Genomic DNA, 24,474 nt, shown 5'->3' with positions numbered 1-24,474 from the left:
CAGCGGCGCCGTCATCGTGGCAGATAGATTAACGTTGAAATTCCAATAATACGGAACTTCCTCCCGGAAGGGATCATCCGGGAGCAAACAAAAGGGGACAACCGCTACGGAAAGTACCGGTTGTTTACAAGGCCGAGGCCGATTTAAATGAAGTATTAAACATGAAGCAAAGATATATCGTCTTGTGCCGGACTGGAAATGCGCTGCCGATAAGATTGTTTCAGAAGCAACTTTTCCGGTGCGGCGGGGAACAGGGGTAAATCCCCGTTCGCCTCATATCTTCTCTGTAATTTGTATTTCCAATACTTTCCCGAAAGTATGCCCGCGTACAGGATGTGCGGGCCGTGCCGGAATTTCGCACGGTCCGGCTGTCTTTTTCAAGACATTATTATGTCTGCTGTTCTCCGGAGCCGGAAAAAACGTCATTCCCGCGCGTCGGGGATGCTTCCTCTACTCCGTCTTTCCGTACCTGCGCGCCCGGAAGGAATAGGCCACCGCCACCACGGCGGCGAGTATGGCGTACAGGATGAAGCGGTCCGTGGAGATGGCGTTGGCGGATTCTCCGTTGGACAGGAAAAAGGTGATGGCGGCCACCAGCATGTTGCCTGCAAAGATGGTGAGGTTCCAGAAGCTGGTGATGACGCTTTTCAAATGCAGCGGAGCCTGCGTGTAGGCGAATTCGAGGCCGGTGGTGCTGAGCAGGATCTCGGAAATGGTGAGTACGCAGTAGGGGATCAATTGCCACGCGATGGACATGGAGGCTCCTCCCTCCAGCCTGTATTGCAGGAAAGCGACAATCAGGAACGTCACGGAGCTCAGGGCCAGCCCCGTTCCAAGGCGCACCAGGGGCCGCGCCAGCGTCACCACCTTCGGATAGACGAATACGGTGATCAGTGGAATGAACACCATCACGAAAATGGGATTGGCCGCCTGGATTTGCGCCGGCCCGATGGACCAGTCTCCGCCGCCCGGGAGCGGGATGGAAAGGGGAATCATCCTGCTGCCCTGGGCCACCCAGGAGGAGGCCGTCTGTTCAAAGATGGACCAGAAGGGAATGATGAAGACAAAGATGGAGAGGATTTTCAGGATGTGCCGGGCGTCCTCCACGGCGGAAGCTCCGCAGCGTTGCTCCGCATTCTTCCAGCCCCCGTGGAACAGGACGATGAAGAGCACTTTCCAGAAGCCGGCGCGGCCGTTGTTGCGTTCAGGCGGCGTTCTGTGGTACTTCTTGCGGCCCAGCCAGAAGACGAAGGTGGCGATGCCCATGAAAATGCCCGGAACGGCAAACGCCCAACTGTACCCGTAATGCTGTTCCATGGCCGGAATGACCAGGAAGGAGAAGAAGGAGCCCAGGTTGATAGCCCAGTAAAAGGCATTGAAGGCCTTGGTCATCAACTGCGGGGATTTATTCGGAATCTGGTCCCCCATGAAGGCGGAGACGCAGGGCTTGATGCCTCCCGCGCCCAGCGCGATGATGAACAGGCCCGTCATCAGGATGTAACGGCGCGCTTCAATGGTATGGAAGAGGTCCGCCGTGGCCAGGACTCCGTGCCCTACGCAGTAAAGCAGGGAAATGTAAAGAATGGTCTTGTACCGGCCCCATACCTTGTCCGCCAGCCATGCGCCCGCCAGGGGAAGCAGGTAAACCATTCCCGCGAAGACGTGGAGGGTGGCGGTGGCCCAGTTTTCGCTCATCAGCAGGTGGCCCGTCATGTACAGCATGAGGATGGACTTCATGCCGTAGAAGCTGAAGCGTTCGCAGGCTTCCGTTCCGATGATGTACCTGGACTGGGCAGGGAGGGCGCTCATGGATGATGAGGGGGAGGGGGTCAGGGATGGCGGAACAAGGGCAATAAAAATGATGGCCCCGGTGCGGGGGCCATCATAGGAAGGCATTTTGGCGGCATTCCGCCCCTGTGCGGCGGGACACGGGGGTAATGACGGCTGCCATGGAAAGGAAGGGTGTTAGCGTTCCTGGTTCAGGATGGGGGCGATCTCCACCTTGTACTGGGCGATGCACGCTTTCAGCCAGTCCAGCATGATCATGGATTTGGCCTGGGCGGTCAGGGCCGGGGCAATCTGCTGGGTGGCCTTGATCTGGAACTCCGGCGTATCCTCCAGTTCGCGCTTGACGAGCTGGGTCAGCAGGATGCCGTCCCCCGTGTTGATGGGCTGGGCCATCCGGCCGGGGTTAATGACGGAAACCGCCTGGAATACTTCTTCAGGGACCGGGAGTTCCTTGGGCGGAGCCAGGCGGGAATTCATGGCGCGGTCCAGAAGGGCCTGGAGTTCTTCCTGGCTTCTGGCGTTTTGGAGGTTGACGCTGCTCAGGAGGGCGTTCGGATTGATGAAGGGACCGTAGGCGGCGGTCTTGGCTCCGGCCTTCCCGGCGATGGCGTTGAACTGTTCCACGGGCTTTTCAGCCTTCTGCAATTCCGTGTTGAGTTCGGCGGCGGCTTTGTTCATGGATTCCACGGTCATGCTTTCCAGCAGGTCAGCGCGGGCGCTGTTGCGGGCGGTTTCATAAGGCAGCGCCTTTACCGGGGTAACGCCTTCCAGGCGGACCAGGACGACCTGTCCGTTTTCCAGCACCTGCATGGTGCTGATCTGTTCGGCTCCGGTCTTGGCGCGCGCTTCTTCAATGGCCTTGGCGTCCGCATCCGCATTCAGGGCGGGGGCTCCCGTCAGGGAGAAGGCCACGTCCAGCAGGGTGGCGCTGCGTCCGTCGGAGGCGGACTGGTTGATCGGCTGGTTGATTTCCTGGGGCGCATTCTTGCGCGTCACGGCCGTGTAGGACTTCTTCTCCATCTTGCAGACGTCGGGAGTCTTGGCCAGGGCTTCACTGATGGCCTGGTCCATGTTCCTGCCGTTGGTGGCGTTCAGCGGTTCCCAGATGTCATTTTCCACCAGGTTCATGGTTTCCATGGTGGCGTTGGAAATATCGCCGGGCTTGGGAGCCTGGGCATCGCCCGCGGGGGTGAAGGTGTACACGGTGAAGAAGCGGGCTTCCTCGTTCTTGTAATTTTCCTTGTGCTTGTCCCAGAAGGTTTTGATTTCCTCTTCTCCCGGGTCCGTCTTGGGACGGAAGGCGCTCTTTTCCAGGAAGGCGGTGTTGACCGTGATCTGCTGGCTGTTGGACTCCGCCACGGCTTCGGCAAAGCCGGATTCCACGGAAATGCCGCCGGTCAGCACATCCTTGATGCGCACCAGGCTGATGGTGTCTTCCATCAGGCCGCGCAGCAGTTCCTCCTGAAGCTTCTTGCCCATGTTGCCGCGCATGGAAATGAAATTGTCGTACTTCCGGGGGTCGAAGACGCCCTTCTCATCCTGGAATTCGGGAATGTTGCAGATGGCGTCGTCAATCTCCGTAGTATTGGGCGTCAGGCCCAGCCGGCTCGCCTCCCTGCGGATGATGCCGCGGTAGGCCAGGAAAGCGGCGTTGGGATTATTCGTTTTCAGCAGGTGGCAGAGTTCCCGCAGGCTTTCTTCCGAGCTGAAATTGTCCTGGAGCAGCGGGCCGAAGGTGGAAGGGAAGGAGAAAGCCACGGACAGGCCGGTTCTGCCCATGCTGTTGTAATCCTTTTCTCCGTAAGACTTGCCGTCCACGGAAACGAAGGTTTGCTTGAACATGCCGGTCAGGGAGCCGCCGCTTACGTCCCCGCCGATGAACATGAGGCCCACAAACACCAGGGCCATGGCTGCCATGATGACGATTGTATGTTTACGTAAGTAATCTAACATGGAATGTTAAGTTGAAGATGCGCGTGTGGCCGGTCCCGGACTGACGGCAGCCTGGACAGCCCGGACCTTTTACACCTTTTCCCGCCGCTAGGCAAGAACGAAGCTTTCCGCTTCCGGCGGCTTTTCCAAAACATTGCGGCATGCGCTTTCCTGTCATGAAGGGCGTTTCCGGTCACGGCAGAACAGTTTTTGACCTCGACGGTGATGCAAATACCCCTTATGTTGCTCCTGCGCGGAAGGTTCCGGATGCCGCAGGGCGGTCCGGCCTCGTGGGGCCTGTTCCCTCCCGCGCATGTCCGTAGCCGGATGTTCCTTTAATCGCAAGGATTTATGCTGAACCAGGTAGTAGAACTCAAAAGAGAAGTGACGGCGGTCCAGATCCCCAGCGGGGATGTGCTCACGCTGCCGGAGGGGGAACGCGTGTATATCACCCAGATACTGGGCGGCTCCTATACCGTGGCTACGGACCATGGCCTGGCCCGCATCTCCAGGGAAAATGCGGACGCCCTGGGAGCGGAAGCGGCGGAAGCCTCCCCGGAGGCGGCTGAACTGGATGAAAACGCCACGCTTGAAGAACGGGTATGGGATACGCTGAAATGCGTGTACGATCCGGAAATCCCCGTGGACATCGTCAACCTGGGCCTGATTTACGACGTGACCGTCATCGAGCTGGAAAACGGCCTGCATCACGTGGCGGTCAAAATGACTCTTACGGCGCCCGGCTGCGGCATGGGACCCCATCTGGTGATGGAGGCCAAGGACCGCATTGAAGCGCTGGAAGGCGTGGAGGCCGCGGATGTGGAAATGGTGTGGGACCCCCCTGGAACCAGGACATGGTCAGTGAGGAAGGCAGGATGAAACTCGGATTGATCTGACTCCATGCCGGTGACATTGAAATTATCCGACGACGAGGCGCGCGATCTGGCGGAAATGCTTTCCACCGCCGCCACGGTGGCCGCCTCCAACCAGCAGGATGGGGCGGAAGGACGCCTGGTGGCGTGGGGAAAGCTGGTCTCCCGGCTGATGGAGGAACTATCCGCCACGCCCAAACTGAAGGGCCGCATTGCCTACGCGGACGATCTGGGCGGTTACGCCTTCACCCGGGAATATGAGGAAAACGCCTTTTTCCAGGACTGCCTGGACGAGTACCGGGACAACATTTTCTGGGCGGACCTGGTGACGCGCATGGCGGACAAGGCCATCAGCGAACACCTGGGGCCGGAGTACTTTGAAAGCATGCCGGAGGAGGAACGCCGCCGGACGGCGGAAGCCCTGGAAAAATCCCTGTGGCAGGAATGCGCCAGGTACGGCATTGACCGGCTGGGTTTCATCCTTCCCCCGTCGGACGGTTAAAAGGGAAAATTGTTCAAGGAATATCCGTGAACCGGATACTGCCTGAATGGCGGACGGCCCGGACTGCATGCGTGGATGCGCTGGGGATGGCTGGCGCGTGCGTCGTGCGTTTGCGTGGCTATTGAGCAGATGGACGGCGTATTTATCCTGTTCCAGGTTTTTGGCTGGCACGCGTTGCGGAAGCGCCGCAAGCCCTGCGTCAGCTGAAATGAAAAACGTCCGGCAGGGGGTACTGGTTTTCAGGATAAAAAGTCCGCTGGCGCTCAGTTTTACCTTGAGGGCCGCGGGGGGCTGCGGCAATCCCCGGATGGGCAGGACAAATCCGGGCAGTTTCCGCGGACCGGGAATTGTTCATGCGCCGGGCCGGAGCCTTATTCCTCCGGGTCCTCCGGCATGGGAGGGGTGGGGCTGCCCAGGTGTTCCGTCTCCTTGGGAGTGGAGAGCACCTTGTAATACGCCCATGCGGCGGCGGTCAATACGCCGCCGATGGAAACGATCATGGTTAGCCAGCCGGTAAGGGACATGATTATTTGATGTTCTCCTGAACGAGCCTGGTGACGACTTCATCAGGCTGGACAGGATTGGCATCCTGGGGCAGGGGACGGTTCTGGAACAGTTTGAAATCCGTCATTTTTGTTTCTCCGCCCGTCTGGAGCAGAACGGAACCGTTGGGCTGGATGTCTGCCATGACGTTGGTGGAGGGGGTGGGATTGCCGGTGAACGTCACGCTGGTGTTGGGGTGCCATTTGCCGTCCTTGTATGCGAAGCTGGGGCCGAAGAAGGCGCCGCGGGCTTTCTTGGCGGATTCAAAGTTGCGCATGAAGTCTTCCACGAATCCGACGGAGAAGGAAAGTTCCTTTTCCGAGGAATGCGTTTTCCATTTGGAAATGAGGTCCCAGGACTTGTCCTTGTTGTTGAAGTAGTAGCCGCTGATTTCCTTGAATTTCCCCATCTTTTTGACGCAGACGAGGAAACGCATGTTTTCCCCGACGGTCCAGGGATAGTCCACGAAGCTCTGGCCGCCCGTTCCTTCGCCGCCGAAGCGGCCGGAGCGCGCGTTTTCACCCAGCTTTACCAGTTTGGTGCGCTCTTCTTCCGGCACGCTGTTGGGGTTGTCCCCATGGGCCACCGGGTCCCAGATGGAAAAGATGATGACTTTTTTACCGTTGGACTGTTCCTGAAAGCCGATGTAGCCGTCGTCAAAATTCATGGCGCAGAAGTAGGTGCCCGGAACGGATGTCTTGGCTTTCACTTCATTGTACAGGGCGCTCGCCTGGGCCGGGTGGCCCTGCTGCATGACATGGACGGAACGGCACTGGCGTTTTGCCAGCAGTTCCGGGTCTTCCTGGGCATGCAGGAGAGTGGTTCCGGAGAACAGGGCGGCGCAAACGACGGCTGTGGCGGAGAAAAGACGCATGGTTTTGAATGATTGATTGATGGTTGGCCGCTCTCCGTCCGGAGGGATGGAGGCTAGCAAATAATTAGTACGGGCTAATTACGTTTGCCCTGTGGGAAATCTCGCATGGAAACTGCACTTTTTTCAAGATTTTTTCGGCATGAGCATTCCGGAGAAATTCATGAAACTGGGGGAGAACCGCAAGCCTTTACGGCAACCGGAATTGCATATCCGGAAGGACGCCCCCATGATGTGGTCTTCCATTTGTTTGCTTTCGTTCAATGCGGCTGATTGATTCCTTTAACTGCCGCAAAGGCCCGCGGCGCTTCCGGAATGAAGAAGGCCGTCCCGCGCGGATGCGGGAACGGCCTTCGGGATGATGAACGGGAAGTGTCGTTCTACCGGATGGGGTTCAGGAAGAGGGGCATCAGGCCTCCCAGCACGATGAAGATGGAGAAGGCCGCCAGCATCACTCCGGAAATGACGGGAACCTGTACGGGGTCCGCGTCTTCTGCGGGCTTGTCCCAGTACATGGAGCGGATGACCTTGAAGTAGTAATAGAAGCCGGAGGCCGCGCAGATGATCATGACGGGGAGCATCCAGCTCAGGTACAGGCCCGTGTTGATGACGTGCACGAAGGAGATCATTTTGGCGAAGAAGCCGGCCGTCAGAGGCACGCCCGCCAGGGAGGCGAACATGATGGTGATGGCCAGGGCCAGCCGGGGATTGGTCTTGCCCAGGCCGCGGAAGGCGGAGATTTCCTCGCTCCCGCGCTGGATGCGGATCATGGCGAGGGCGAAGAAGGCGCCGAAGGTCATGACCAGGTACACGGCCAGGTAGAACGGGGCGTTCGGGGCAAGCCGCCCATCCACGGTGCCGATGAAGAGGGGAAGGATGAAGCCGGCCTGCGCGATGGAGGAATAACCCATCATGCGCTTCAGGTTGGTCTGCGGAATGGCGCCCAGGTTGCCCACCAGCAGCGTAGCCGCAGCCATCAGGGCCACGACGAATTCAACGGGGGGCAATGCGGCGAAGGGAGCCAGAATGATGTTGAGCAGGGCGAAGCCGGCCACCTTGGAGGCTACGGAAAGGAAAGCCGTCACCGGAGTGGGTGCGCCCTGGTATACGTCCGGAATCCACAATTGCATGGGAACCGCGCCGATTTTGAAGGCCGTGCCGAGCAGCAGCATGGCGAGGGCCAGGTACATGGCGGGGGCCGTCTGGCCCGCCAGCGCGTGGCTGACGATGGCTCCGTCATAGATGAAGGTTCCCGTGACGCCGAAGTACCAGGCCAGGCCGAAGACGAGGAAGCCCGTGCTGACGGCGCCCAGAATCAGGTACTTGATGCCCGCTTCCGTGGAGCCCAGGTTCCGGCGGAAGTAGCCCACCATGATGAAGGAGCTCAGGGTAAGCACTTCTAGGGAGACGAACAGTTCCACCAGGTTGGAGGCTTTGCACAGGGAGGTGATGCCCACGCAGGCCAGCAGGGGAAGGATGTAGAATTCCCCCGTGCCGTCCTGGGACTTGGAGTCGTTGGAAGAGAGGTTGATGACGGCCCGGAAGTCCACGGACAGCAGCAGGGTGACTGCCGTGGCGACAAGCGCCAGGATGATGTAGACGTTGTCATAGAGTCCCCCCATGTAGAAGGGGAGCATCGCCAGGGCACCCGCCGCGCCAATCAGCCCGAAGACGAATTTGGGCGTCTTTTTGCAGAAGGTCTCGGCCAGGGGCATAAGCATCGCCAGGCCGGCCAGGATGAATTCCGGAATATACGCTTGCATGGGTAAAAGAAGATTGGGTTAAACTTGGATTGTATTCGGAAGGGGAATCAGGAGAAGAACTGGAGCACCAGCGTGGGGAAGAAGCCGAAGACCGCCAGGGTGATTGTCAGGAAGTAGTTGGCCGCCCGTTCGGAAGGCAGCAGTTCCGTGGCGTAGGCTGCGGCCTTGGAGAGGTCCCCCTGGAAGATGTTGCGGTAGGCCCTCAGCATGTACACCGCGCCGATGACCAGGCCCCAGAGGCACAGAATGGTGGCGATTTGGACAGGGCCAAAGCTGTCGTTAAATCCGGCGAAGCCGGAGAAGAAGACCATGAATTCCCCCGGGAAGTTGGCGAGGCCGGGGAGGCCGATGGAGGCCATGCCCGCCAGGCCGAAGACGAAGGCCATGCGCGGCAGTCTGGTGCTCAGGCCGCCCAGGGAGTTGATTTCCAGCGTGCCGGTCTGCTTTTCAATCTGTCCGCAGAGCAGGAAGAGCAGGGCGATGGTCAGGCCGTGGGCCAGCATCAGCAGGGCGGCCCCTTTCAGCGCCCAGGGGTTGGCTTCCGCGGAACCGGAGGCCACCAGGGCGGCGAAGGCCAGGAAGATGTAGCCCATGTGCATCACGGAGGAGTTGCCCAGGAGCAGATCCAGCCTCTTCTGGTTGACGGTTACGTAGCCTACCCAGATGACGTTGCAGACGAGCAGGACAAGGAGGATGTTCGTCCAGGGGAGGAAGCCAGTTTCCATCAGCGGCTGGAACATGAAGAGTCCGTACAGGCCGAACTTCTTGAGCACGCCCGCATGCATCATCGCCACCGGAGCGGGGGCGGAGGCATACGCGGGGGCTGCCCAGGAGTGGAAGGGGAAGAGGGAAATCAGCGTGCCGAACCCGGCGATCAGCAGGGCGCCGATGAGTTCCGCGTGGGCGAGCTCACGGCCGCCGGCCATGAAGTCTTTCAATCCGGAGAAGGTGAAGCCCGCCTGCGTGCCGATCATCAGCAGGGCGGCCAGCAGCACCATGGAGGCAAGCCCCAGGTAAAGCGTGGCTCGCCAGGCCGTGGTGCGGCGGTCGCCGCGTCCGTACAGGCCGATCATCACGAAGGTGGGGATGAGGGCCAGCTCATGGAAGGCGAAGAAGGAGATGATGTTGTCGGACAGGAAGGCCCCGGTGGCGCCCGCGGAAATCAGCAGGGCGGAGTTGTACCAGGAGGCTTCCCCTCCCTTGGGCGGGTTGGTTCCCAGCACGGTGGCGAAGGTCACCAGGATGGTCAGCAGCAGCATCACTTTGGCCAGGGCCGGGGCCAAGGTGAGCTGGAGGTCCATCCCTTCAAAGCGGGACCAGCAGGAGGAGCAGCCGTCAAAGCTAACCAGGGCCCAGATGCCGAGGGCCAGCGTCAGCGCGGCGCTGAGCAGGGCTGTCGGGCGTGCGGGCGCCTTGCACAGACCGATGAGGGCCGTGGCAATCAGAGGAATGAGAACAAGCCAGATAAGCATGGTGTGTGATTGGTTGGTAGGTTAGCAGGAATAGAAGACGGTGAAGTAGATGACCAGGAGCAGGCCGATGCCGAAGAGGGCCGTGTAGGCGGCCATGCTGCCGGACTGGAGGCGGCGCAGCAGGGACCCGACGGCGGCGGTCAGCCGCGCCAGGCCGCCCACGATGAGGCCGGAGATGATGAACTGGTCCATGAAGTCGATGATGGCGGCCAGGGAGCCCTGGATGCCCCTGACCAGCACCTTGTCATAGAACCAGTCAATGTAGAGGCGGTTGGCGAGGGCGCGGGAGACGGCATTGCCGGAGAGCTTGTCGGAGGCCGGGGAGCCCGCATAGAAGACGGCCGCCAGCAGGATGCCGAGCACCAGCGCGCCCATGGAGACGTAGAAGGGCATGCCGATATGGAAGCTTTCGGAAACGAACCCGTTGAAGGGCACCAGCCTGTCAGCCATGAAGCCGTAGCCGGAGATGAGGGCCAGCACGGCCAGAATCAGCAGGGGAACCAGCATGAGGCCGCCCACTTCCGTGGCGTGTTCCGAGCTGTGGCTGCGGCTCTTGCCGAAGAAGACCACGAAGATCACGCGCATCATGTAGAAGGTGGTCAGCAGGGCCACGCCCGCGCCGATCCAGAAGAAGACCGGGTTTTTGTGCAGGGCGGCTTCCAGAATGGCTTCCTTGGAGAAGAAGCCGGACGTGAACGGAATGGCGACCAGCGCCATGGTCGCGATGATGAAGGTAAGGGAGGTCAGCTTCATGCGCTTCATGATGCCGCCCATTTTCCAGATGTCCTGTTCATGGTGGCAGGCGAAGATGATGGCGCCCGCGCCCAGGAAGAGCAGGGCCTTGAACCAGGCATGGGTGAAGAGGTGGAACATGGCCGCTTCCCCGGCCAGCAGGCCCAGGGCCATGACCATGTAGCCCAGCTGGGAGAGGGTGGAGTAGGCCAGCACGCGCTTGATGTCATTCTGCTGGGTGGCCATGAAGGCGGCGATGACGGCCGTGACGGCGCCGATGACGGCAATGACGTTGCAGGCTAGGGCGGGGAAGGCTTCCACGCCGATGGAGTACTGGACGCGCACCATCATGTACACCCCGGCGGCCACCATGGTGGCCGCATGGATCAGGGCGGAGACGGGGGTGGGGCCTTCCATGGCGTCCGGAAGCCACACGTGCAGCGGGAACTGGGCGGATTTGCCCACCGCCCCGCAGAAGAGGCACAGCACCGTGATGTTCAGCAGGGTTTCACTGAGGCCCGCGGGCATTTCCATCAGGCTGAAGTCCAGCGTGTTGGTCAGCGCCCAGAGGGTCAGGATGCCGATCAGGAAGCCGAAGTCCCCCACGCGGTTGCAGATGAAGGCCTTTTTGGCAGCGTTTGCGGCGGCGTCCCTGGTGTACCAGTGGCCGATGAGCAGGTAGGAGGAAAGGCCCACCAGCTCCCAGAAGATGAAGGTCATGGCGATGTTGTTCGCCAGGACGATGCCCGTCATGGAGAACATGAAGAGGCTCAGGCTTGCGAAGTAGCGCGTTTTCGCCTTGTCGTCCGCCATGTAGCTCAGGGAGAAGATGTGGACCAGCAGGCCGATGCCCGTGACCACCAGCATCATGCGGGTGGAAAGGGGGTCCAGCACAAAGCCCAGGTCAACGGAAAAGACGTCGGAGATCGGAAGCCAGGAGAAGGAGTCCGAGCCGGTCTGGTCCAGCAGGCCCAGGGAAAGAACGAAGGTCGCCAGGCAGGAGAAGGTGGAGGTGAGGGCCGCGACGTTCGGACGCCGGGTCAGCAGGAACCAGTTGAAGGCGGCTACGACCAGCGGCAGGAAGAGCAGGAGCCAGGTGTATTGAATATCAATATTAAACATGTTCTTGAAGTGGTATGTTGCTCTTAGTCTTTCAGCGTGTTGAGGTCCTGCGTGCTGGCCGTGCGCCTGGCCCGGTACAGGGAGACGATGAGGGCCAGCCCGATGGCTACTTCCGCCGCGGCGATGGTCAGGATGAAGATGGAGAGGGCCTGTCCGTCGTAATTGGGCAGCCCCATGGTGCCCTGGGCGCGTGAAAACGCCACCAGTGACAGGTTGGCCGCGCTGAGCATCATTTCCAGGCACATGAAGATGACGATGATGTCACGCCGGACAATCACCCCCATCAGGCCGATGGCGAACAGGACGCCGGAGAGGATCAGGTAATGCGTAAGAGGTATCATGATGATGGCTGTGGTAAGGGGTTCGGGTTATTTGCCGAAGGGGCGGCGGCTCAGCACGACGACGCCGATGGAGGCCACCAGCAGGGCCAGCCCGGCGATGACCAGGCTCCGGTTGTATTTGTCAAACAGGGTGCGGCCCAGCAGGGCGGTATCCGGGAATTCCCCGTTGTCTATTTCCGCGCGGATGGTGGTGCCTTCCGGATAGAGGTGTGCGGAACATTGGGGGAGAGGGGAGGGAGGGTGATGGACGGTGCTATGCCGCAGGTGGAATGGAGCAATTGGTCAAGAGATGTCTTGGTGATGGCATAGTCCGATCCTCGTGTGCATCCGCCGGAAGCAACGCAGGGTTTCTGCGCGCATTCCCCGGAAAGGTTGTTGGTTTCCGTTTTCCCGGAATTGGCGCTGTCCTGGCCGATCTTCAGATCGTTCCACGCCTGTTCCGCGGTGGCCATCGGGCAGCGGTGCGTTTCCTTCGCGCCGGGCAGGGAGTAGATGATGCCGATGAGCTGGCCGAGGAAGAGGCCGGCGATGATGACGCCGATGGCGACGGAGACGGGCCGCCGGAAGGGGGAGGTTTCCCGCTTCACGTTCAGCAGCATGATGATGAACGCGAAGAGCACCATGATGGCTCCGGCGTATACCAGAATCTGGAGAATGCCCAGGAAGTGGGCGCCCAGCCCGATCATGACGGCGGCCGTGGCTCCGAAGGAGAGGGCCATCATCATGGCGGAGGAAACGGGGTTGCGCATGAAGACGACCATCAGGGACAGGATCACGGCCAGGGCCCCGAAGACGTAAAAGAGTATGTCACTGGCAAAAATGTTCATAACGTACGGAAATTGGAGTGAATGTTTCGGGGTGATTTATTTGTATTGGTTCCACTTGTTGACCAGTCCCTTGCGGGTGCCCCCCATTTCGTAGAGCTTGGCCTTGTTGTGGATGGCCTGGGCCTTGTCCGTGGGGGTGAACAGGTAGTCCTGGCTCATGAAGATGGCCTGTTCCGGGCAGGCTTCCTCGCACATGCCGCAGTAGATGCAGCGGAGCATGTCGATTTGGAATTCCCTGGGCGCTTTTTCCACCTTGCCCCAGGGGCCTTCCTTGATGGCGCCGGGGGTGATGGTGATGGCGCGGGCAGGGCAGATGAATTCGCAGAGCTGGCAGGACACGCAGCGTTCGCGGCCGTCTTCCCCCTTCACCAGGACGGGAGCCCCGCGGTAGTATTCCGGCAGGTGCTTGTCCCACCGGAATTCCGGGTACTGCATCGTGACGCCTATGCCGGAGCCGGCCAGTTCCTTCTTGTTGCGGGATTTGCCCAGCAGAGCCAGAACGAGGTGCTTGATGGTGATCCAGAGACCGCCAAGGATGGATTGCAAGTAGAACCGCTCTCCGAGGGAAATCTTCGGGCGCTTGATCGTTTTGAAGGCCATAATAGTGATGTTGTCGGGATGAAGAAGGTTGATTACTTGACGAAGTACAGGATGGCGGCCGTGATGAAGATGTTGATGACGGCCAGTTCAAAGAAGACCATCCAGCCGAGCTTCATCACCTGGTCGTAACGGAAGCGGGGAGCGTCCAGCGCACCCAGACGAAGAAGAAGACGAAGAAGAGGAGCTTGAGCACGTACGCGATGAGCTGGCAGATGACCGCCACCCAGTTGGCTACGTGTTCGTTGAGCCACCCGTCCAGGCCGAAGCCGATGGACCAGCCGCCCAGGAACAGCGTGATGACCAGGGAGGAGCCTACCACCATGGCGGCGTATTCACCCATGAAGAACTGCGCGAATTTCATGGAGGAGTATTCCGTGTGGTAGCCGCCCACGAGGTCCGTTTCACATTCGGACATGTCAAAGGGCGTGCGGTTGGCTTCCGCGAAGATGGAGGTCAGGAAGATGATGAAGCTGATGGCGATGGGAACCAGCAGGATCCAGCGCTGCCAGCTCAGGCCCTCGCCCCACACGGGAAGCAGCAGCCATCCGTTGGCGGCCTGGTATTCCACGATGTTGGAGAGGTCCAGCGTGCTGTAAATCATCAGCACGGGGATGATGGACAGGCCCATGCTGATTTCGTAGGAGATCATCTGGGCGGAGGAACGCACGCCGCCCAGGAAGGGGAATTTGGAGTTGGAGGACCATCCGGCCAGCACCAGGCCGTATACGGAGAGGGAGGAGATGGCGAACATCCACAGGGGCCCTACGCTGAGGTTGGCCACCGCCATGTTTACGTTGCCGTAGGAGGTGTGAAGGTCTCCGGCAAAGGGGACCACGGCCGCCGTCATCAGCGGGGGGGCCAGCACCAGGATGGGGGCGATCCAGAAGTACACGCGGCGCACGAAGGGAGGCGTGAAGTCCTGCTTGAGGAACAGCTTGCCGCCGTCCACCATGGGCTGCACGAGGCCGAAGATCGGAATGTCGCGGTCCAGGCGGAAGAAGCGGCACAGGTTGGCGATTTTGCCGTCGTGGGGAAGGCCGAAGTAGTCCAGCGTCTTTTTAAACGGCAGGTCTGACTTCGCCCCGAAGCGGCGGAAGATGCTCAGCGGGATGCCGGCGCGGTTGGGCCCCACGCGGTCCTGAATCCAGGCGGCCACCCGGCGTTCAATGTACACGCAGACCGGAATGAACAGGATGGTGATGGCGAAGCAGATGACGATTTTGATCAGCAGGGTGATGACGTAGAACCACACAGGGTTGCTGAGCACTTCGTCGCAAAAGGTTAGAATCGAATCAATCATGGCGGATTAACAGGTTGTGTGCGTGTGAAGTGTGATTAGCGGCCCTGGCTTTTTTCATGTTCCACCACGGGAATGGTGACGCCGGTTTCCAGAATGGGCTGGCCCCCGTCTCCTATGGAGCCCCAGGTGACGCCGTTAAGGGCGCCGTATTCCGTGCTCATGACGGTGAGGATGTCCAGGGCGGAGTTGAAGTCTTTCAGCGCGGGGTTGCCGCCCAGCAGAAGGGTGATGTCCCGGAGAATCTGCCAGTCATCCCTGGCGTAGCCCACGGGCTGGATGGCGCGGTTCAGGCGCTGGATGCGGCCCGTGACGTTGATCATCGTTCCGAATTTTTCAGCATACGTGACGCCTGGCAGAACCAGGTCCGCGTGGCGCGCCGTTTCATTCACGCTGTGGGCGGTCATGAACAGGTAATCCAGCTTTTTCAGGTCTTCCGCCGTGAAGCCGGCTTCCGGGGCGGTGAGGTCTTCCCCCAGCGTGAGGATGCCCTTGATGGAGCCGTTGCGCACGCCGTCGCGGATGGCGGCCAGCCTGGAGCCGGGTTCAATGCCCAGCACCAGCTTGGCCCCGTTCGTGTTCGGGTTGCGGTCCGCGGCAATCAGCATGCCGTCGCTTTCTCCCATGCGGGGGACGATGTCCACCATGTCCGTGCCGATTTGCGCGGCCAGGTGGCGGACCATGTAAAGTTCTTCGTTGGTCATGCGCCCGGAGGCGATGATGGCGAGCTGGTGCGGGGAGACGCGCTTGACGGCTTCCGTGACGGAGGCCAGGGCGGGTTCCCAGGTGGACGGGCGGTGGGGCGCTCCCGCGTCCGTGCGTATGACGGGCTGGGGAATGCGCGTTTCCGCGTTGATGTATTTGTAATTCAGGCGGTGGGAGTCCGGCATCCAGCAGGAGTTCACGGCGTCGTTCGGGCGCGGGGTGATGCGGTACACCTTGTCTTCACGCGTCCAGAGGATGATGTTGGTGCCCGTGCCGCAGTCCACGTCAATGGTCTTGGTTTCCTTCAGGAACCAGACGCGCATCTTGAAGCGGAAGTCCTTGGAGGTAAGAGCGCCTACCGGGCAGAGGTCCACGGTGTTCAGGGAGTAGTTGCTGTCCAGCTCACGGCCCGGATAGACCGTGATGGCGTTGAAGGTGCCGCGCTGGGCCATCGTGAGAACTTCGTCATGCATGATGTCGCGCATGAAGCGCACGCAGCGGCCGCAGAGCACGCAGCGCTCCTGGTCCAGGTTCACGCGCGGGCCGATGCTCAGGTTCTTGCCCTTCTTGGTCTTCTTTTCCTCATAGCGGCCTTCCACTTGGCCGTAGTCGTTGGAGTATTCCTGGAGCTTGCATTCCCCGGCCTGGTCGCAGATGGGACAGTCCAGCGGGTGGCTGGTAAGCAGGAATTCCATCACGCCGCGGCGCGCCTCGCTGGCGAGGGGGCTGTCCGTACGGATGCCCATGTTTTCCGCCACCGTGTTCGCGCAGGAGATGATGGGGCGCGGCATCCACTGGATGCGCTGGTAGCCGTTTTCATCATAGGAGGGAGTCTGGCCCGGAGCCAGCCGGGGCGGCATCCCCTGTTCCACCATGCACATGCGGCAGGAGCCGACGACGGCCAACTTGGGGTGGTAGCAGAAGCACGGGATGGGAACGCCTACGGAACGGCAGGCGTCTGCAATCCGCGTGCCGCGCGGGAACCGGTGCCACGTTCCGTTGATCTGGACGTTCACCTTGCCTTCCTCGGCGGCAATGTCTTTGGGGAGTTTGGAAGCTTCTTCACTCATGATGACGGATGGGAGGGAAATGGTATTGAAAAGTGGTGTTGCGTTCTGCTGTTAGCGGGTGAGGAAACGGGTTTGTTCCCGGCCTTCCCTGGTATGGGGCAGGCAGGCGTTGAAAGGGTCCGTCAGGGCCACGAATTCCTCCTTGAACTTGGAGACCATGGCCTGGGTGGGCCATGAGGCGGCTTCACCGAAGGCGCAGACCGTTTTCCCTTCAATCTGGTTGGCCACTTCAATCAGCAGGTCCACGTCGGACGGAGCGGCCTTGCCTTCCAGAATGCGGGTGCTGAGCTTCATCATCCACGGGCAGCCTTCCCGGCAGGGGGTGCACTGGCCGCAGGATTCATGCGCGTAAAAGCGGTTGATGTTGTTCATGGCCCAGGGCATGGAGCGGGAGTCGTCCATGACGATGACCGCGCCGGAGCCGGACATGGAGCCGTGCTGGGAGATGCTGTCCAGGTCCAGCGGAATGTCGAAGAAGGAGATTTTGCCCATGGTGCCGTCCGGGTTCTGCACCTTGTATTCCACGTCCGTGCGCATGACCTTGGAGGAGGAGCCGCCGGGAATGACGGCCTTGAACTCGCGGCCGTCCCGCGGGCCTCCGCAGACGTCATACAGCAGTTCGCCGAAGGTCATGGAGCCGGAAACGATTTCATAGAACCCCGGGCGTTTCACGTCGCCGGAAACGCCGATGATGCGGGTACCGGGGGAGCGCCGGGCACCTTCCTGGCTGTAGGCTTCTCCGCCCATGGCGATGACGTGCTTCACCTGGCAGAGGGATTCCACGTTGTTCACGATGGTGGGGCAGCCGTACAGGCCGATGGCGGCCGGGAAGAAGGGAGGCTTGATGCGCGGGTAGGGGCGCTGGCCTTCCAGGGAGTTGAGCAGGGCCGTTTCCTCACCGCAGATGTAGGCGCCCGCGCCGCGGTGCACGTGGATTTCCAGATCGTAGCCGGAACCCTGGATGTTGCTGCCCAGGAAGCCGCGTTCGCGCGCTTCCTGAAGGGCCTTGAGCATGATTTCCGCGGCCATGGGGAATTCCTCCCGCATGTAGATGTAAGCCAGGTGCGCGCCTACCGCGTAGCTGGAGATGACCATCCCTTCAATGAGCTGGTGGGGGTCCTGGTGGACGATGTAGCGGTCCTTGAAGGTGCCGGGTTCGGATTCGTCGCAGTTGCAGACCAGGTAAACGGGCTTCGTGTTGTTCGGCGGAATGAAGGTCCACTTCACGCCTGTGGGGAAACCCGCGCCGCCGCGGCCGCGCAGTCCGGATTTTTTCACCTCGTCAATGACGGCCTTCGGCTCCATGCCGAGCGCCTTTTTCAGTTCCTCATAGCCGCCGTCGGCCAGATAGCAGTCAATGGAAGTGTTCCATCCTTCGCGGTTGACGTTTTTCAGGATGCGGCGCGTTTCCCTGGGGTGGGGTTCTTTACCGGGAAGATAGGTGATGCTCATGGCGAAAATCTGGTGCGGGGTGGAAAGGGTTAGGCGTTCTGGTGCTTGGCGATCACTTCCTCCAGCAGTTCCGGAGTGACTTTTTCATACAGAAGGTCGTTGACCATCATGTTGGGGCCGAATCCGCAGTTGGCCAGGCATTCCACTCCCTCCACGCTCCACAGGCCGTCCGGGCTGACGCCGATGGGGTGGTGGTGGTCAATGCCGCTCTTGTCAATGCCCAGGCGCGCGCAGATGGCGTCAAAGAGGCTGTCCGCTCCCGCCATGGCGCAGGAGAGGGTGCGGCACACGCGGATGTGGGTCTTGCCGGGGCACATCTGGCGCAGGCCGGGATAGAAGGTGACCACACCCAGCACGTGGGCGGCGGAGATGTTCAGTTTTTCACCCACCCAGGTGATGGCGTCTGCGCTGATGAAGCCGAATTTTTTCTGGATTTCATGCAGGATGGGAAGCACGGCGGATTTCTGCTTGCCTTCCGGATAATGCGTGACGTATTCGCTGGCGGCGGCGTCAAGCTCCGGCGTTACTTCAAAGGCCGGGTAGAACCGTTCGCCCGGGCTGGGCTGGTGGGCGATAGTCGCGTCGATGGCGTTTTCAGCGTAATCGGACATGGGGAGGAAATTTGGTGTTTGAGTTGGAAAGGAAAAGGGAAGCGTGTGTTTAGCGGTCGCATTCGCCCATCACGAAGTCGAAGGAGCCGAGAATGGCCGGAACGTCGGAAACCAGGTGGCCTTTCAGCAGTTCCGGCAGGATGGACAGGTTGCAGAAGGAGGGGGAGCGCATGCGCAGGCGGTTGGGAAGGCCGCCGCCCTTGGAGTCCAGGAAGAAGCCCAGCTCGCCCTTCGGGTTTTCCGCGGCAAAGTAAACCTGCCCGGCGGGGGCGTTCACGCCCATGGTGGTGGCCATGAACTGGCGGATCAGGGATTCCATGTCCGTCATGACCTTTTTCTTTTCAGGCAGCGTGCCCTTGGTGTCCACCATGTTGATGGGGCCGTCCGGCATGGTTTCAATGACCTGGCGGATGATGCGCAGGGACTGGCGCATTTCTTCGATGCGCACGGTAAAGCGGTCGTAACAGTCGCCGTGTTCACCCACGGGAACGTCGAACTCGTAATTCTCATAACCCAGGTAGGGGTTGGTTTTGCGCAGGTCGCGCTTGACGCCGCTGGCGCGCAGGTTGGCTCCGGTAATGGCCCAGGAGAGCGCCTTTTCACGGCTGATGACGCCCACGCCCTGAAGGCGGTCGATGAAGATTTTGTTCTTGAGCAGCAGGGCTTCCGTTTCATCCAGGGTCTTGCCCGCTTCGTCACAGAAGACGAGCACTTCCTTCAGCATTTCATTGGGGACGTCGCGCGTCTGTCCGCCGATGCGGGTGTAGGAGGAGGTGAAGCGCGCTCCGGTGAGCTGTTCGTAAAAGTTATGGATTTTTTCGCGTTCCTCATAACAGTACAGGAACACGGTCATGGCGCCTACGTCCATGCCGTACACGCCGACGCCCAGGATATGGGAGGAAAAACGGGAAAGCTCCAGGGCCAGCACGCGCAGGGCCTGCCCGCGGGGCGGCAGCTCCCAGCCCAGCAGTTTTTCCACCGCGCAGGCATAGGCGATGTTGTTGGAAAGAGGGGCCAGGTAGTCGAAGCGGTCGGTGTAGGGGACGAACTGGTTGTACTGGATGGTCTCCCCGATTTTTTCCATGCCGCGGTGCAGGTGGCCCACCACCGGATCGCAGCTAATGATCTCTTCACCATCGAGTTCCAGCACCAGCCGCAGCACGCCGTGGGTGGCGGGGTGGGAGGGGCCCACGTTCAGGGTCATCGTTTCTCCGAGCGGTTCGGAAGTATTGGTGAGATAGTCTGCGTTAGCGGCTGTATCTGCAATGGCGAAAGTTTTAGTGCTCGTCTTCATGTGGATGTCCGTGCCTGGCTGAACCTGATAATGGTGCCGAATGATTATGCCACTTCACACCATGCGGGCAAGCCAAATGTCAGTTTTTTTGGCATTCCGGGGAGCTTTCCACGTTGATGCGGAAGTCTCCTCAACTTATGAATGTTAGGCTATTCTAACATTGAGCCCCCATGTGGGAGAGGAGGAATGGGAGGAGGAATGCATTTGGAATCCCATGCCGTCTGCAACGGCAGGAAAAACATGAACCGGGGATATATTTTTCTGTCCGGAGGACCCCATGTCCGGGAAGAGAGGGCGGCGGATTTTCCGGCATAAAACTTTTCCGCAGGAGAACGGAGAGGGTGTTAATGATTTTCTCCATTTTCTCACGTTTTGCAAAAGATGCGGCTTCTGGCCGCATATGCTCTCAGCTGCCGCAAGAGCTTGCAGCGCTCCCTTCAATTTGCTGGAAAGAGCCCTGGTTTCTCAGGGGTTTTGAGACTTGCGGGTTTTTAGGAGCTTTTTCCGCCACATTGCGGAGGGAGAGTGCCATCTCTTTTTCCGTTCGGAGTTTTTACAAGGGGCCGGAGACCCTTGTTCCCAGGAAGGAGTTTATGGCGGAAAACACGGGTATGAAGTTTCCGGTTGCCCGTTTACCCGCGCTCCGGAGGGACGATGGCTGCGACAGCAGCCGGAATTATTTGACTACATTCTGGGGAATGAAGTGCATTTCCTGCTCCGCGATGCCGAATTGCCAGGTGGCTGTCTGCCACAGGTTGGCGGCAAGGTTTTTCCAGCGCACCTGGACGGTTACGGGGCTGAGGCGCAGGGGGCGGGAAGGCGTCCATTTCAGGATTTTTTCCTTGGGGTCATACTGGGCATTCACCAGGCCGAAGCCGGAAACGCGCATTTCCACCTGTTTGGGATCGAAGGCTGGTTCACGGGCCAGGGAAATGGAGATGTCCGGGTTCTGGTTTTTCACCACGGTATTGGCCGCCGGGTAGACAGGCTGGGCCGGGGCCGGATAGGAATTCAGGCTGTTCCCGCTGCTGCTATTGTTGCCGGGAGTGGCCGACGGCGTTTCCGGAGCCGTGGGCACGTTGAAATTCAGGGCTCTGGTGAATGTCTTGGGATCCTTGCCAAAAACCATGTAGCGGTGAACCCGCCAGCGGTCCGTGTCCTTGGTTACTTTCTTGGGAATCACCGTGAAGGCCGCCTGGAATCCGGCTTCCTCCGCCTTGGTGATCATGTCCGGCAGGACGAATCCGCCCGGGTAGCAGTAGGCTTCCACGGCGGAACCGGGGAATTTTTCCTGAAGGATTTTCCGGGAATTGCTTATTTCCGCCGTAGCCAGGTCCAGAACCGCCTGGGTTCCCTTCCGCTGGGCGGCGCGCCATGATCTGGGGTACAGGTGGCTGACGGAGTGGCTGCCCAGCGTGGCGCCGTTATCCAGCATTTCCTGGATTTGGTCATGGCTCATGGCGGAGCCGCGGCCCGTGATGAATTTGGTATAGGGGAAAACGGTGAACGGGAATCCCGTTTCCTTCAGGATGGGGTAGGCATCCGTGTAAACGCTCTTCCAGCCGTCGTCAATGGTGATCATCACGCATTTGGCGGGGAGCTGCCTGCTTCCCAGTTTCCATTCCAGGAATTCCTTCATGGAAATGACGGGCACGCCGCTGGCCTTCAGGGCCTGCATCTGGGCGCGGAACACGTCCGTATTCATGCGCATTTCCGTGGCGGGAAGGGTACGGCTGAAATCATGATAGCCCAGGATGGCAACGCGGGTTTCATGCTGGGGAACCGGAACGGGGGAAAAGGCCGTGGGAGGAATGACCGGGACCGGGCCTGCGGGCTGCACCGGGGCATGCAGGTTCGTTTCCCCGGGAATAGGCTCCGCATTCGGGATGGGCTCCGCCTGGGGGATGGAGGAAACCGTTTCTCCGGGAATGGGTTCCGCCATGGGAATGTTTTCATTCCTGCGGTTGGCTTCAATCAGTTCCCTGACGGGGACAACGCCGGCGGCAGGGTTCCCCTTGATAGTGCCGCCGATGACCGGTCCGGGCGCGAGGGGAAGGGGAGTGGCGGGCGGCAGGTCGGGCGGAAGCTCCGCGCACGCGACACCGGCTGCAATCAAGAAAATGGAAAGGAGGCCTGGGGCGGAGCGCATACCTGCAACTACTATTTTTAAGTTTCCTGTTCAACCTTAAACTCAGGCAGGCATGACAGCCTTTTCCCTGCCGTGCGCGCTCCTTTTCAGGTCCGTGCGGGCTTTTCCCGCCTGAACGCGTTCCCGTTAAAAAGCATACAGACTCATTTTCAGCTCGCGGAAGAAAGGGGAGGTGTTTAGTCTGTCCGCAGACATGAGCTGTATTTGTCATTTCTTCAAAGTTCTGGCGCGCCGTGCGGGTCTGCTCACTACCGTGGCTGCCGCCGCCTTTTTCCTGGGGGCTCCTGCCGGTGAAGCTTCAGCTCGCGCGGCGGAACCTGCCTATCCCGCTACGGAAGTGGGGGGGAATCACAGTACAGCCATTTTCCCATTCCCCTGAACCAGTACAAGCCCGCGCCGCCGGATGCCAGCCTGTCCCAGGTGCTCACGGAGCGCAACAAGCAGTCCGGCGGGTTCAACCTGGCCGTGACGCTCGTGTTCCTGGGGGCTATTATCCATACGTTCCTGGCCGGGCGGTTTGAACGCTATTCCCACAAGCTGGCCCTGCGCTACAAGGAAAAGCTCAAGGAAACCAACTTCCGCGTGATGCACCCGGAGGAGCGTCTTCCGGTCTCCTTCGCGTCCGCCATCTTCCATTTCCTGGGGGAAGTGGAAGCCGTGTTCGGCATCTGGATCATCCCCTTCATGTTCGTGTGCTGGAAGTATTATTCCTTTGAGGACTTCTCGGCCTACTTGAATTACGACTGCTCCTTCACGGAGCCCATGTTCGTGATGATTATCATGATCATCGCCTCTTCCCGCCCCATCTTCAAGCTGGCGGAATCCGTAGTCAACTACGGCGCCAAACTTGGAAAATCTTCGCCCGGGGCCTGGTGGATTTCCGTGATGACCCTTGCCCCCCTGCTCGGCTCCCTGATTACGGAACCTGCCGCCATGACGATCGGCGCCCTGATCCTGAGCAAGAAGTTTTACGACCTCAAGCCGAAGAAGACCCTGATGTATGCAACGCTGGGGCTGCTTTTTGTGAATATTTCCATCGGGGGCACCCTGACGCATTTTGCCGCCCCCCGTGGTGATGGTGGCGGAAAAGTGGGACTGGGGTCTTGCGCACATGATCCAGCACTTCGGCTGGAAGGCCGTTTCAGCCATCATCATTTCCAACCTGGCCTACTTTTTCCTCTTCCGCAAGGAATTCGCCCGCCTGGCCGCCCAGCAACGCGAGTTCAACGAGTTTGACGACGCCGTTCCCCAGTCCTGGGAAGACCGCAATGACAAGATACCGGCGTGGGTGACGCTGGCGCACGTCTGCTTTCTGACCTGGACGGTTCTCTTCGCCCATGAGCCGGTCATGTTCATCGGCAGCTTCCTCTTCTTCATTGGCTTTACGGTGGCTACCCCGCAGTACCAGAACCAGATGTCCCTGCGCGTTCCCATGATGGTGGGCTTCTTCCTGGCGGGCCTGGTCATTCTGGGCGGCGTCCAGGCCTGGTGGCTGGAACCGGTGCTGACGCGGCTGGGGGACTACGCCATGATCGGGGCCACGCTGCTGACAGCGTTCAACGACAATGCCGCCGTCACCTTCCTGGCGTCCACGGTTCCCAACCTGCCGGAAGCCGTCAAGTATTCCGTGGTGGCCGGCGCCGTGACGGGCGGCGGCCTGACGGTAATCGCCAACGCCCCCAACCCGGCGGGGCAGGCCATTCTGGGCAAGTACTTCAAGGGCATCAATCCCCTGTGGCTGTTTGCCTGGGCGGCTTTTCCCACCGCCATCGTGTTCATCTTCTTCACCTGCTTCGGCCATTAAGGGCCGGAACCGGAGCTTACTCTTATGTTTACCGGACTCGTTGAAACAACAGGAACCGTGGAAGGGTTTACGCCCATCAACGGCGGAGCCAGACTGACGCTGATTATTCCATTCGGCCATGAACTTTCCCTGGGGGATTCCGTCGCCGTCAACGGTTGCTGCCTGACGGTGGACGCCCTGGACGGTGAGCGCGTCTCCTTTGACCTGCTTTCCCAGACCCTCCGCGTCACCAGCCTGGGAAACCTCCAGCCGGGGGGGCTGGTGAACCTGGAACGCGCCATGTCCGCCATGGACCGCTTCGGCGGCCACTTCGTGATGGGGCATGTGGACAATACCGGAACTATTACGGCCCTGGAGCCCGTGGGGCAGGACCACCGCCTGGAAGTGCGCATTCCGGATGAACTGGCCCGCTACTGCATTGACAAGGGCTCCATCACCATTGACGGCATTTCCCTGACGATTGCGAATTTGAACGGCTCCCTGCTTGAATTCTGGATCACGCCCCATACCTTCGGACGCACGAACCTGCAACGCGCCGTTCCCGGCCAGCCGGTGAACCTGGAAGTGGACATGCTGGCCAAGTATGTGGAAAAACTGTTCGCCTCCCGGGGAAATACAAGAATATCGTTCTAGAATAAATTAATTTACGGAATTATATAGAATAATCTTGTAACGTCGTTTTTCTTTTCTGCCGATGGTATTTGAATGACAGCTACAGAAGAATGTT

General features: G+C 59.9%; 20 protein-coding genes and 2 pseudogenes. 6 read left to right on the top strand and 16 right to left on the bottom strand.

Annotated elements, in window-relative coordinates:
- Window positions 1–450 precede the first annotated feature (450 nt).
- Both PVA48_RS00910 and PVA48_RS00905 read right to left on the bottom strand, forming a co-directional pair.
- Window positions 451–1,896, bottom strand: a complete 1,446-nt coding sequence (locus PVA48_RS00910; RefSeq protein ID WP_423232086.1) for an MFS transporter — start codon at window positions 1,894–1,896, stop codon at window positions 451–453.
- Window positions 1,897–1,965: 69 nt separating this feature from the next.
- Window positions 1,966–3,741, bottom strand: a complete 1,776-nt coding sequence (locus tag PVA48_RS00905; RefSeq protein WP_102728268.1) for a peptidylprolyl isomerase — start codon at window positions 3,739–3,741, stop codon at window positions 1,966–1,968.
- A gap of 330 nt (window positions 3,742–4,071) precedes the next feature.
- Here PVA48_RS00905 and PVA48_RS00900 point away from each other — a divergent pair, with 330 nt between their 5' ends.
- The 3 genes from PVA48_RS00900 to PVA48_RS00890 all read left to right on the top strand — a co-directional run bounded on the left by PVA48_RS00900 (window position 4,072) and on the right by PVA48_RS00890 (window position 5,301).
- Window positions 4,072–4,599 (top strand): iron-sulfur cluster assembly protein, encoded by a 528-nt coding sequence (locus PVA48_RS00900; protein WP_423232085.1) that lies wholly within the window; start codon window positions 4,072–4,074, stop codon window positions 4,597–4,599.
- 21 nt (window positions 4,600–4,620) lie between these two features.
- The gene (locus PVA48_RS00895; protein ID WP_022396659.1) at window positions 4,621–5,094 is read left to right on the top strand and encodes a hypothetical protein; all 474 of its coding nucleotides are present in this window, start codon (window positions 4,621–4,623) and stop codon (window positions 5,092–5,094) included.
- Between the two features lie 75 nt (window positions 5,095–5,169).
- Window positions 5,170–5,301, top strand: a complete 132-nt coding sequence (locus PVA48_RS00890; RefSeq protein WP_418378952.1) for a hypothetical protein — start codon at window positions 5,170–5,172, stop codon at window positions 5,299–5,301.
- Window positions 5,302–5,465: 164 nt separating this feature from the next.
- Here the strand turns inward: PVA48_RS00890 and PVA48_RS00885 are convergent, their stop codons facing one another.
- On the bottom strand, window positions 5,466–5,618 hold the full coding sequence (locus PVA48_RS00885; RefSeq protein WP_022396660.1) for a hypothetical protein: 153 nt from the start codon (window positions 5,616–5,618) through the stop codon (window positions 5,466–5,468).
- Between the two features lie 2 nt (window positions 5,619–5,620).
- On the bottom strand, window positions 5,621–6,511 hold the full coding sequence (locus PVA48_RS00880) for a DUF3472 domain-containing protein (RefSeq protein ID WP_423232084.1): 891 nt from the start codon (window positions 6,509–6,511) through the stop codon (window positions 5,621–5,623).
- A gap of 105 nt (window positions 6,512–6,616) precedes the next feature.
- Between PVA48_RS00880 and PVA48_RS00875 the strand changes: the two genes are divergently transcribed.
- Window positions 6,617–6,781 (top strand): hypothetical protein, encoded by a 165-nt coding sequence (locus tag PVA48_RS00875; RefSeq protein WP_180973742.1) that lies wholly within the window; start codon window positions 6,617–6,619, stop codon window positions 6,779–6,781.
- Between the two features lie 107 nt (window positions 6,782–6,888).
- Here the strand turns inward: PVA48_RS00875 and PVA48_RS00870 are convergent, their stop codons facing one another.
- From PVA48_RS00870 to PVA48_RS00815, 12 genes and pseudogenes are all read right to left on the bottom strand, one after another.
- Window positions 6,889–8,271 carry an NADH-quinone oxidoreductase subunit N gene (locus tag PVA48_RS00870; protein ID WP_102728269.1) on the bottom strand — a complete coding sequence of 461 codons (1,383 nt, stop codon included), beginning with the start codon at window positions 8,269–8,271 and terminating at the stop codon, window positions 6,889–6,891.
- A 47-nt stretch (window positions 8,272–8,318) separates the two neighbouring features.
- Window positions 8,319–9,743, bottom strand: a complete 1,425-nt coding sequence (locus PVA48_RS00865) for a complex I subunit 4 family protein (RefSeq protein WP_102726993.1) — start codon at window positions 9,741–9,743, stop codon at window positions 8,319–8,321.
- 21 nt (window positions 9,744–9,764) lie between these two features.
- Window positions 9,765–11,597, bottom strand: coding sequence for an NADH-quinone oxidoreductase subunit L (gene nuoL / locus PVA48_RS00860; protein WP_102728270.1), 1,833 nt, complete (start codon window positions 11,595–11,597; stop codon window positions 9,765–9,767).
- A gap of 23 nt (window positions 11,598–11,620) precedes the next feature.
- Complete coding sequence (gene nuoK / locus PVA48_RS00855) at window positions 11,621–11,938, bottom strand: NADH-quinone oxidoreductase subunit NuoK (RefSeq protein WP_012420642.1); 318 nt, start codon at window positions 11,936–11,938, stop codon at window positions 11,621–11,623.
- 170 nt (window positions 11,939–12,108) lie between these two features.
- A complete protein-coding gene (locus tag PVA48_RS00850; RefSeq protein ID WP_423232083.1) occupies window positions 12,109–12,765 on the bottom strand; it encodes an NADH-quinone oxidoreductase subunit J in 657 nt (218 codons plus the stop codon).
- Between the two features lie 36 nt (window positions 12,766–12,801).
- Window positions 12,802–13,365, bottom strand: coding sequence for a NuoI/complex I 23 kDa subunit family protein (locus tag PVA48_RS00845; protein WP_022396667.1), 564 nt, complete (start codon window positions 13,363–13,365; stop codon window positions 12,802–12,804).
- Window positions 13,366–13,397: 32 nt separating this feature from the next.
- A pseudogene (locus PVA48_RS00840) lies at window positions 13,398–14,665 on the bottom strand (complex I subunit 1/NuoH family protein).
- A 35-nt stretch (window positions 14,666–14,700) separates the two neighbouring features.
- The gene (locus tag PVA48_RS00835) at window positions 14,701–16,437 is read right to left on the bottom strand and encodes a molybdopterin-dependent oxidoreductase (protein ID WP_218957709.1); all 1,737 of its coding nucleotides are present in this window, start codon (window positions 16,435–16,437) and stop codon (window positions 14,701–14,703) included.
- Window positions 16,438–16,488: 51 nt separating this feature from the next.
- Window positions 16,489–17,889 carry an NADH-quinone oxidoreductase subunit NuoF gene (gene nuoF / locus PVA48_RS00830; protein WP_102726997.1) on the bottom strand — a complete coding sequence of 467 codons (1,401 nt, stop codon included), beginning with the start codon at window positions 17,887–17,889 and terminating at the stop codon, window positions 16,489–16,491.
- A gap of 29 nt (window positions 17,890–17,918) precedes the next feature.
- Complete coding sequence (locus PVA48_RS00825) at window positions 17,919–18,500, bottom strand: complex I 24 kDa subunit family protein (RefSeq protein WP_022396671.1); 582 nt, start codon at window positions 18,498–18,500, stop codon at window positions 17,919–17,921.
- 49 nt (window positions 18,501–18,549) lie between these two features.
- A complete protein-coding gene (gene nuoD, locus PVA48_RS00820) occupies window positions 18,550–19,794 on the bottom strand; it encodes an NADH dehydrogenase (quinone) subunit D (protein WP_102722830.1) in 1,245 nt (414 codons plus the stop codon).
- A 676-nt stretch (window positions 19,795–20,470) separates the two neighbouring features.
- Window positions 20,471–21,910, bottom strand: a complete 1,440-nt coding sequence (locus tag PVA48_RS00815; RefSeq protein WP_180975164.1) for a polysaccharide deacetylase family protein — start codon at window positions 21,908–21,910, stop codon at window positions 20,471–20,473.
- A gap of 453 nt (window positions 21,911–22,363) precedes the next feature.
- Here PVA48_RS00815 and PVA48_RS00810 point away from each other — a divergent pair.
- Together PVA48_RS00810 and PVA48_RS00805 are read left to right on the top strand one after the other, a co-directional pair.
- Window positions 22,364–23,747 (top strand): annotated as a pseudogene (locus PVA48_RS00810) (putative Na+/H+ antiporter).
- A 24-nt stretch (window positions 23,748–23,771) separates the two neighbouring features.
- Complete coding sequence (locus tag PVA48_RS00805; protein WP_102728272.1) at window positions 23,772–24,380, top strand: riboflavin synthase; 609 nt, start codon at window positions 23,772–23,774, stop codon at window positions 24,378–24,380.
- Window positions 24,381–24,474: the final 94 nt, after the last annotated feature.

This window comes from Akkermansia sp. JRP_AM1 (assembly GCF_049262625.1).
Classification (GTDB): Bacteria; Verrucomicrobiota; Verrucomicrobiia; order Verrucomicrobiales; family Akkermansiaceae; genus Akkermansia; species Akkermansia massiliensis.
This window is presented reverse-complemented; position numbering and strand designations above follow the sequence as displayed.

What these genes read in the sequence shown, in the direction of transcription:
- PVA48_RS00805 (WP_102728272.1), top strand. Translation starts at nt 23,772, where the DNA reads ATGTTTACCGGACTCGTTGAAACAACAGGAACCGTGGAAGGGTTTACG.
- nuoF (WP_102726997.1), bottom strand. Translation starts at nt 17,889, where the DNA reads ATGAGCATCACCTATCTTCCCGGTAAAGAACCCCACCCCAGGGAAACG.
- PVA48_RS00850 (WP_423232083.1), bottom strand. Translation starts at nt 12,765, where the DNA reads ATGAACATTTTTGCCAGTGACATACTCTTTTACGTCTTCGGGGCCCTG.
- PVA48_RS00885 (WP_022396660.1), bottom strand. Translation starts at nt 5,618, where the DNA reads ATGTCCCTTACCGGCTGGCTAACCATGATCGTTTCCATCGGCGGCGTA.
- PVA48_RS00865 (WP_102726993.1), bottom strand. Translation starts at nt 9,743, where the DNA reads ATGCTTATCTGGCTTGTTCTCATTCCTCTGATTGCCACGGCCCTCATC.
- PVA48_RS00875 (WP_180973742.1), top strand. Translation starts at nt 6,617, where the DNA reads ATGGAAACTGCACTTTTTTCAAGATTTTTTCGGCATGAGCATTCCGGA.
- PVA48_RS00905 (WP_102728268.1), bottom strand. Translation starts at nt 3,741, where the DNA reads ATGTTAGATTACTTACGTAAACATACAATCGTCATCATGGCAGCCATG.
- PVA48_RS00845 (WP_022396667.1), bottom strand. Translation starts at nt 13,365, where the DNA reads ATGGCCTTCAAAACGATCAAGCGCCCGAAGATTTCCCTCGGAGAGCGG.
- PVA48_RS00890 (WP_418378952.1), top strand. Translation starts at nt 5,170, where the DNA reads ATGCGCTGGGGATGGCTGGCGCGTGCGTCGTGCGTTTGCGTGGCTATT.
- PVA48_RS00825 (WP_022396671.1), bottom strand. Translation starts at nt 18,500, where the DNA reads ATGTCCGATTACGCTGAAAACGCCATCGACGCGACTATCGCCCACCAG.
- PVA48_RS00835 (WP_218957709.1), bottom strand. Translation starts at nt 16,437, where the DNA reads ATGAGTGAAGAAGCTTCCAAACTCCCCAAAGACATTGCCGCCGAGGAA.
- PVA48_RS00895 (WP_022396659.1), top strand. Translation starts at nt 4,621, where the DNA reads ATGCCGGTGACATTGAAATTATCCGACGACGAGGCGCGCGATCTGGCG.
- PVA48_RS00910 (WP_423232086.1), bottom strand. Translation starts at nt 1,896, where the DNA reads ATGCCTTCCTATGATGGCCCCCGCACCGGGGCCATCATTTTTATTGCC.
- nuoK (WP_012420642.1), bottom strand. Translation starts at nt 11,938, where the DNA reads ATGATACCTCTTACGCATTACCTGATCCTCTCCGGCGTCCTGTTCGCC.
- PVA48_RS00880 (WP_423232084.1), bottom strand. Translation starts at nt 6,511, where the DNA reads ATGCGTCTTTTCTCCGCCACAGCCGTCGTTTGCGCCGCCCTGTTCTCC.
- nuoL (WP_102728270.1), bottom strand. Translation starts at nt 11,597, where the DNA reads ATGTTTAATATTGATATTCAATACACCTGGCTCCTGCTCTTCCTGCCG.
- PVA48_RS00870 (WP_102728269.1), bottom strand. Translation starts at nt 8,271, where the DNA reads ATGCAAGCGTATATTCCGGAATTCATCCTGGCCGGCCTGGCGATGCTT.
- PVA48_RS00900 (WP_423232085.1), top strand. Translation starts at nt 4,072, where the DNA reads ATGCTGAACCAGGTAGTAGAACTCAAAAGAGAAGTGACGGCGGTCCAG.
- nuoD (WP_102722830.1), bottom strand. Translation starts at nt 19,794, where the DNA reads ATGAAGACGAGCACTAAAACTTTCGCCATTGCAGATACAGCCGCTAAC.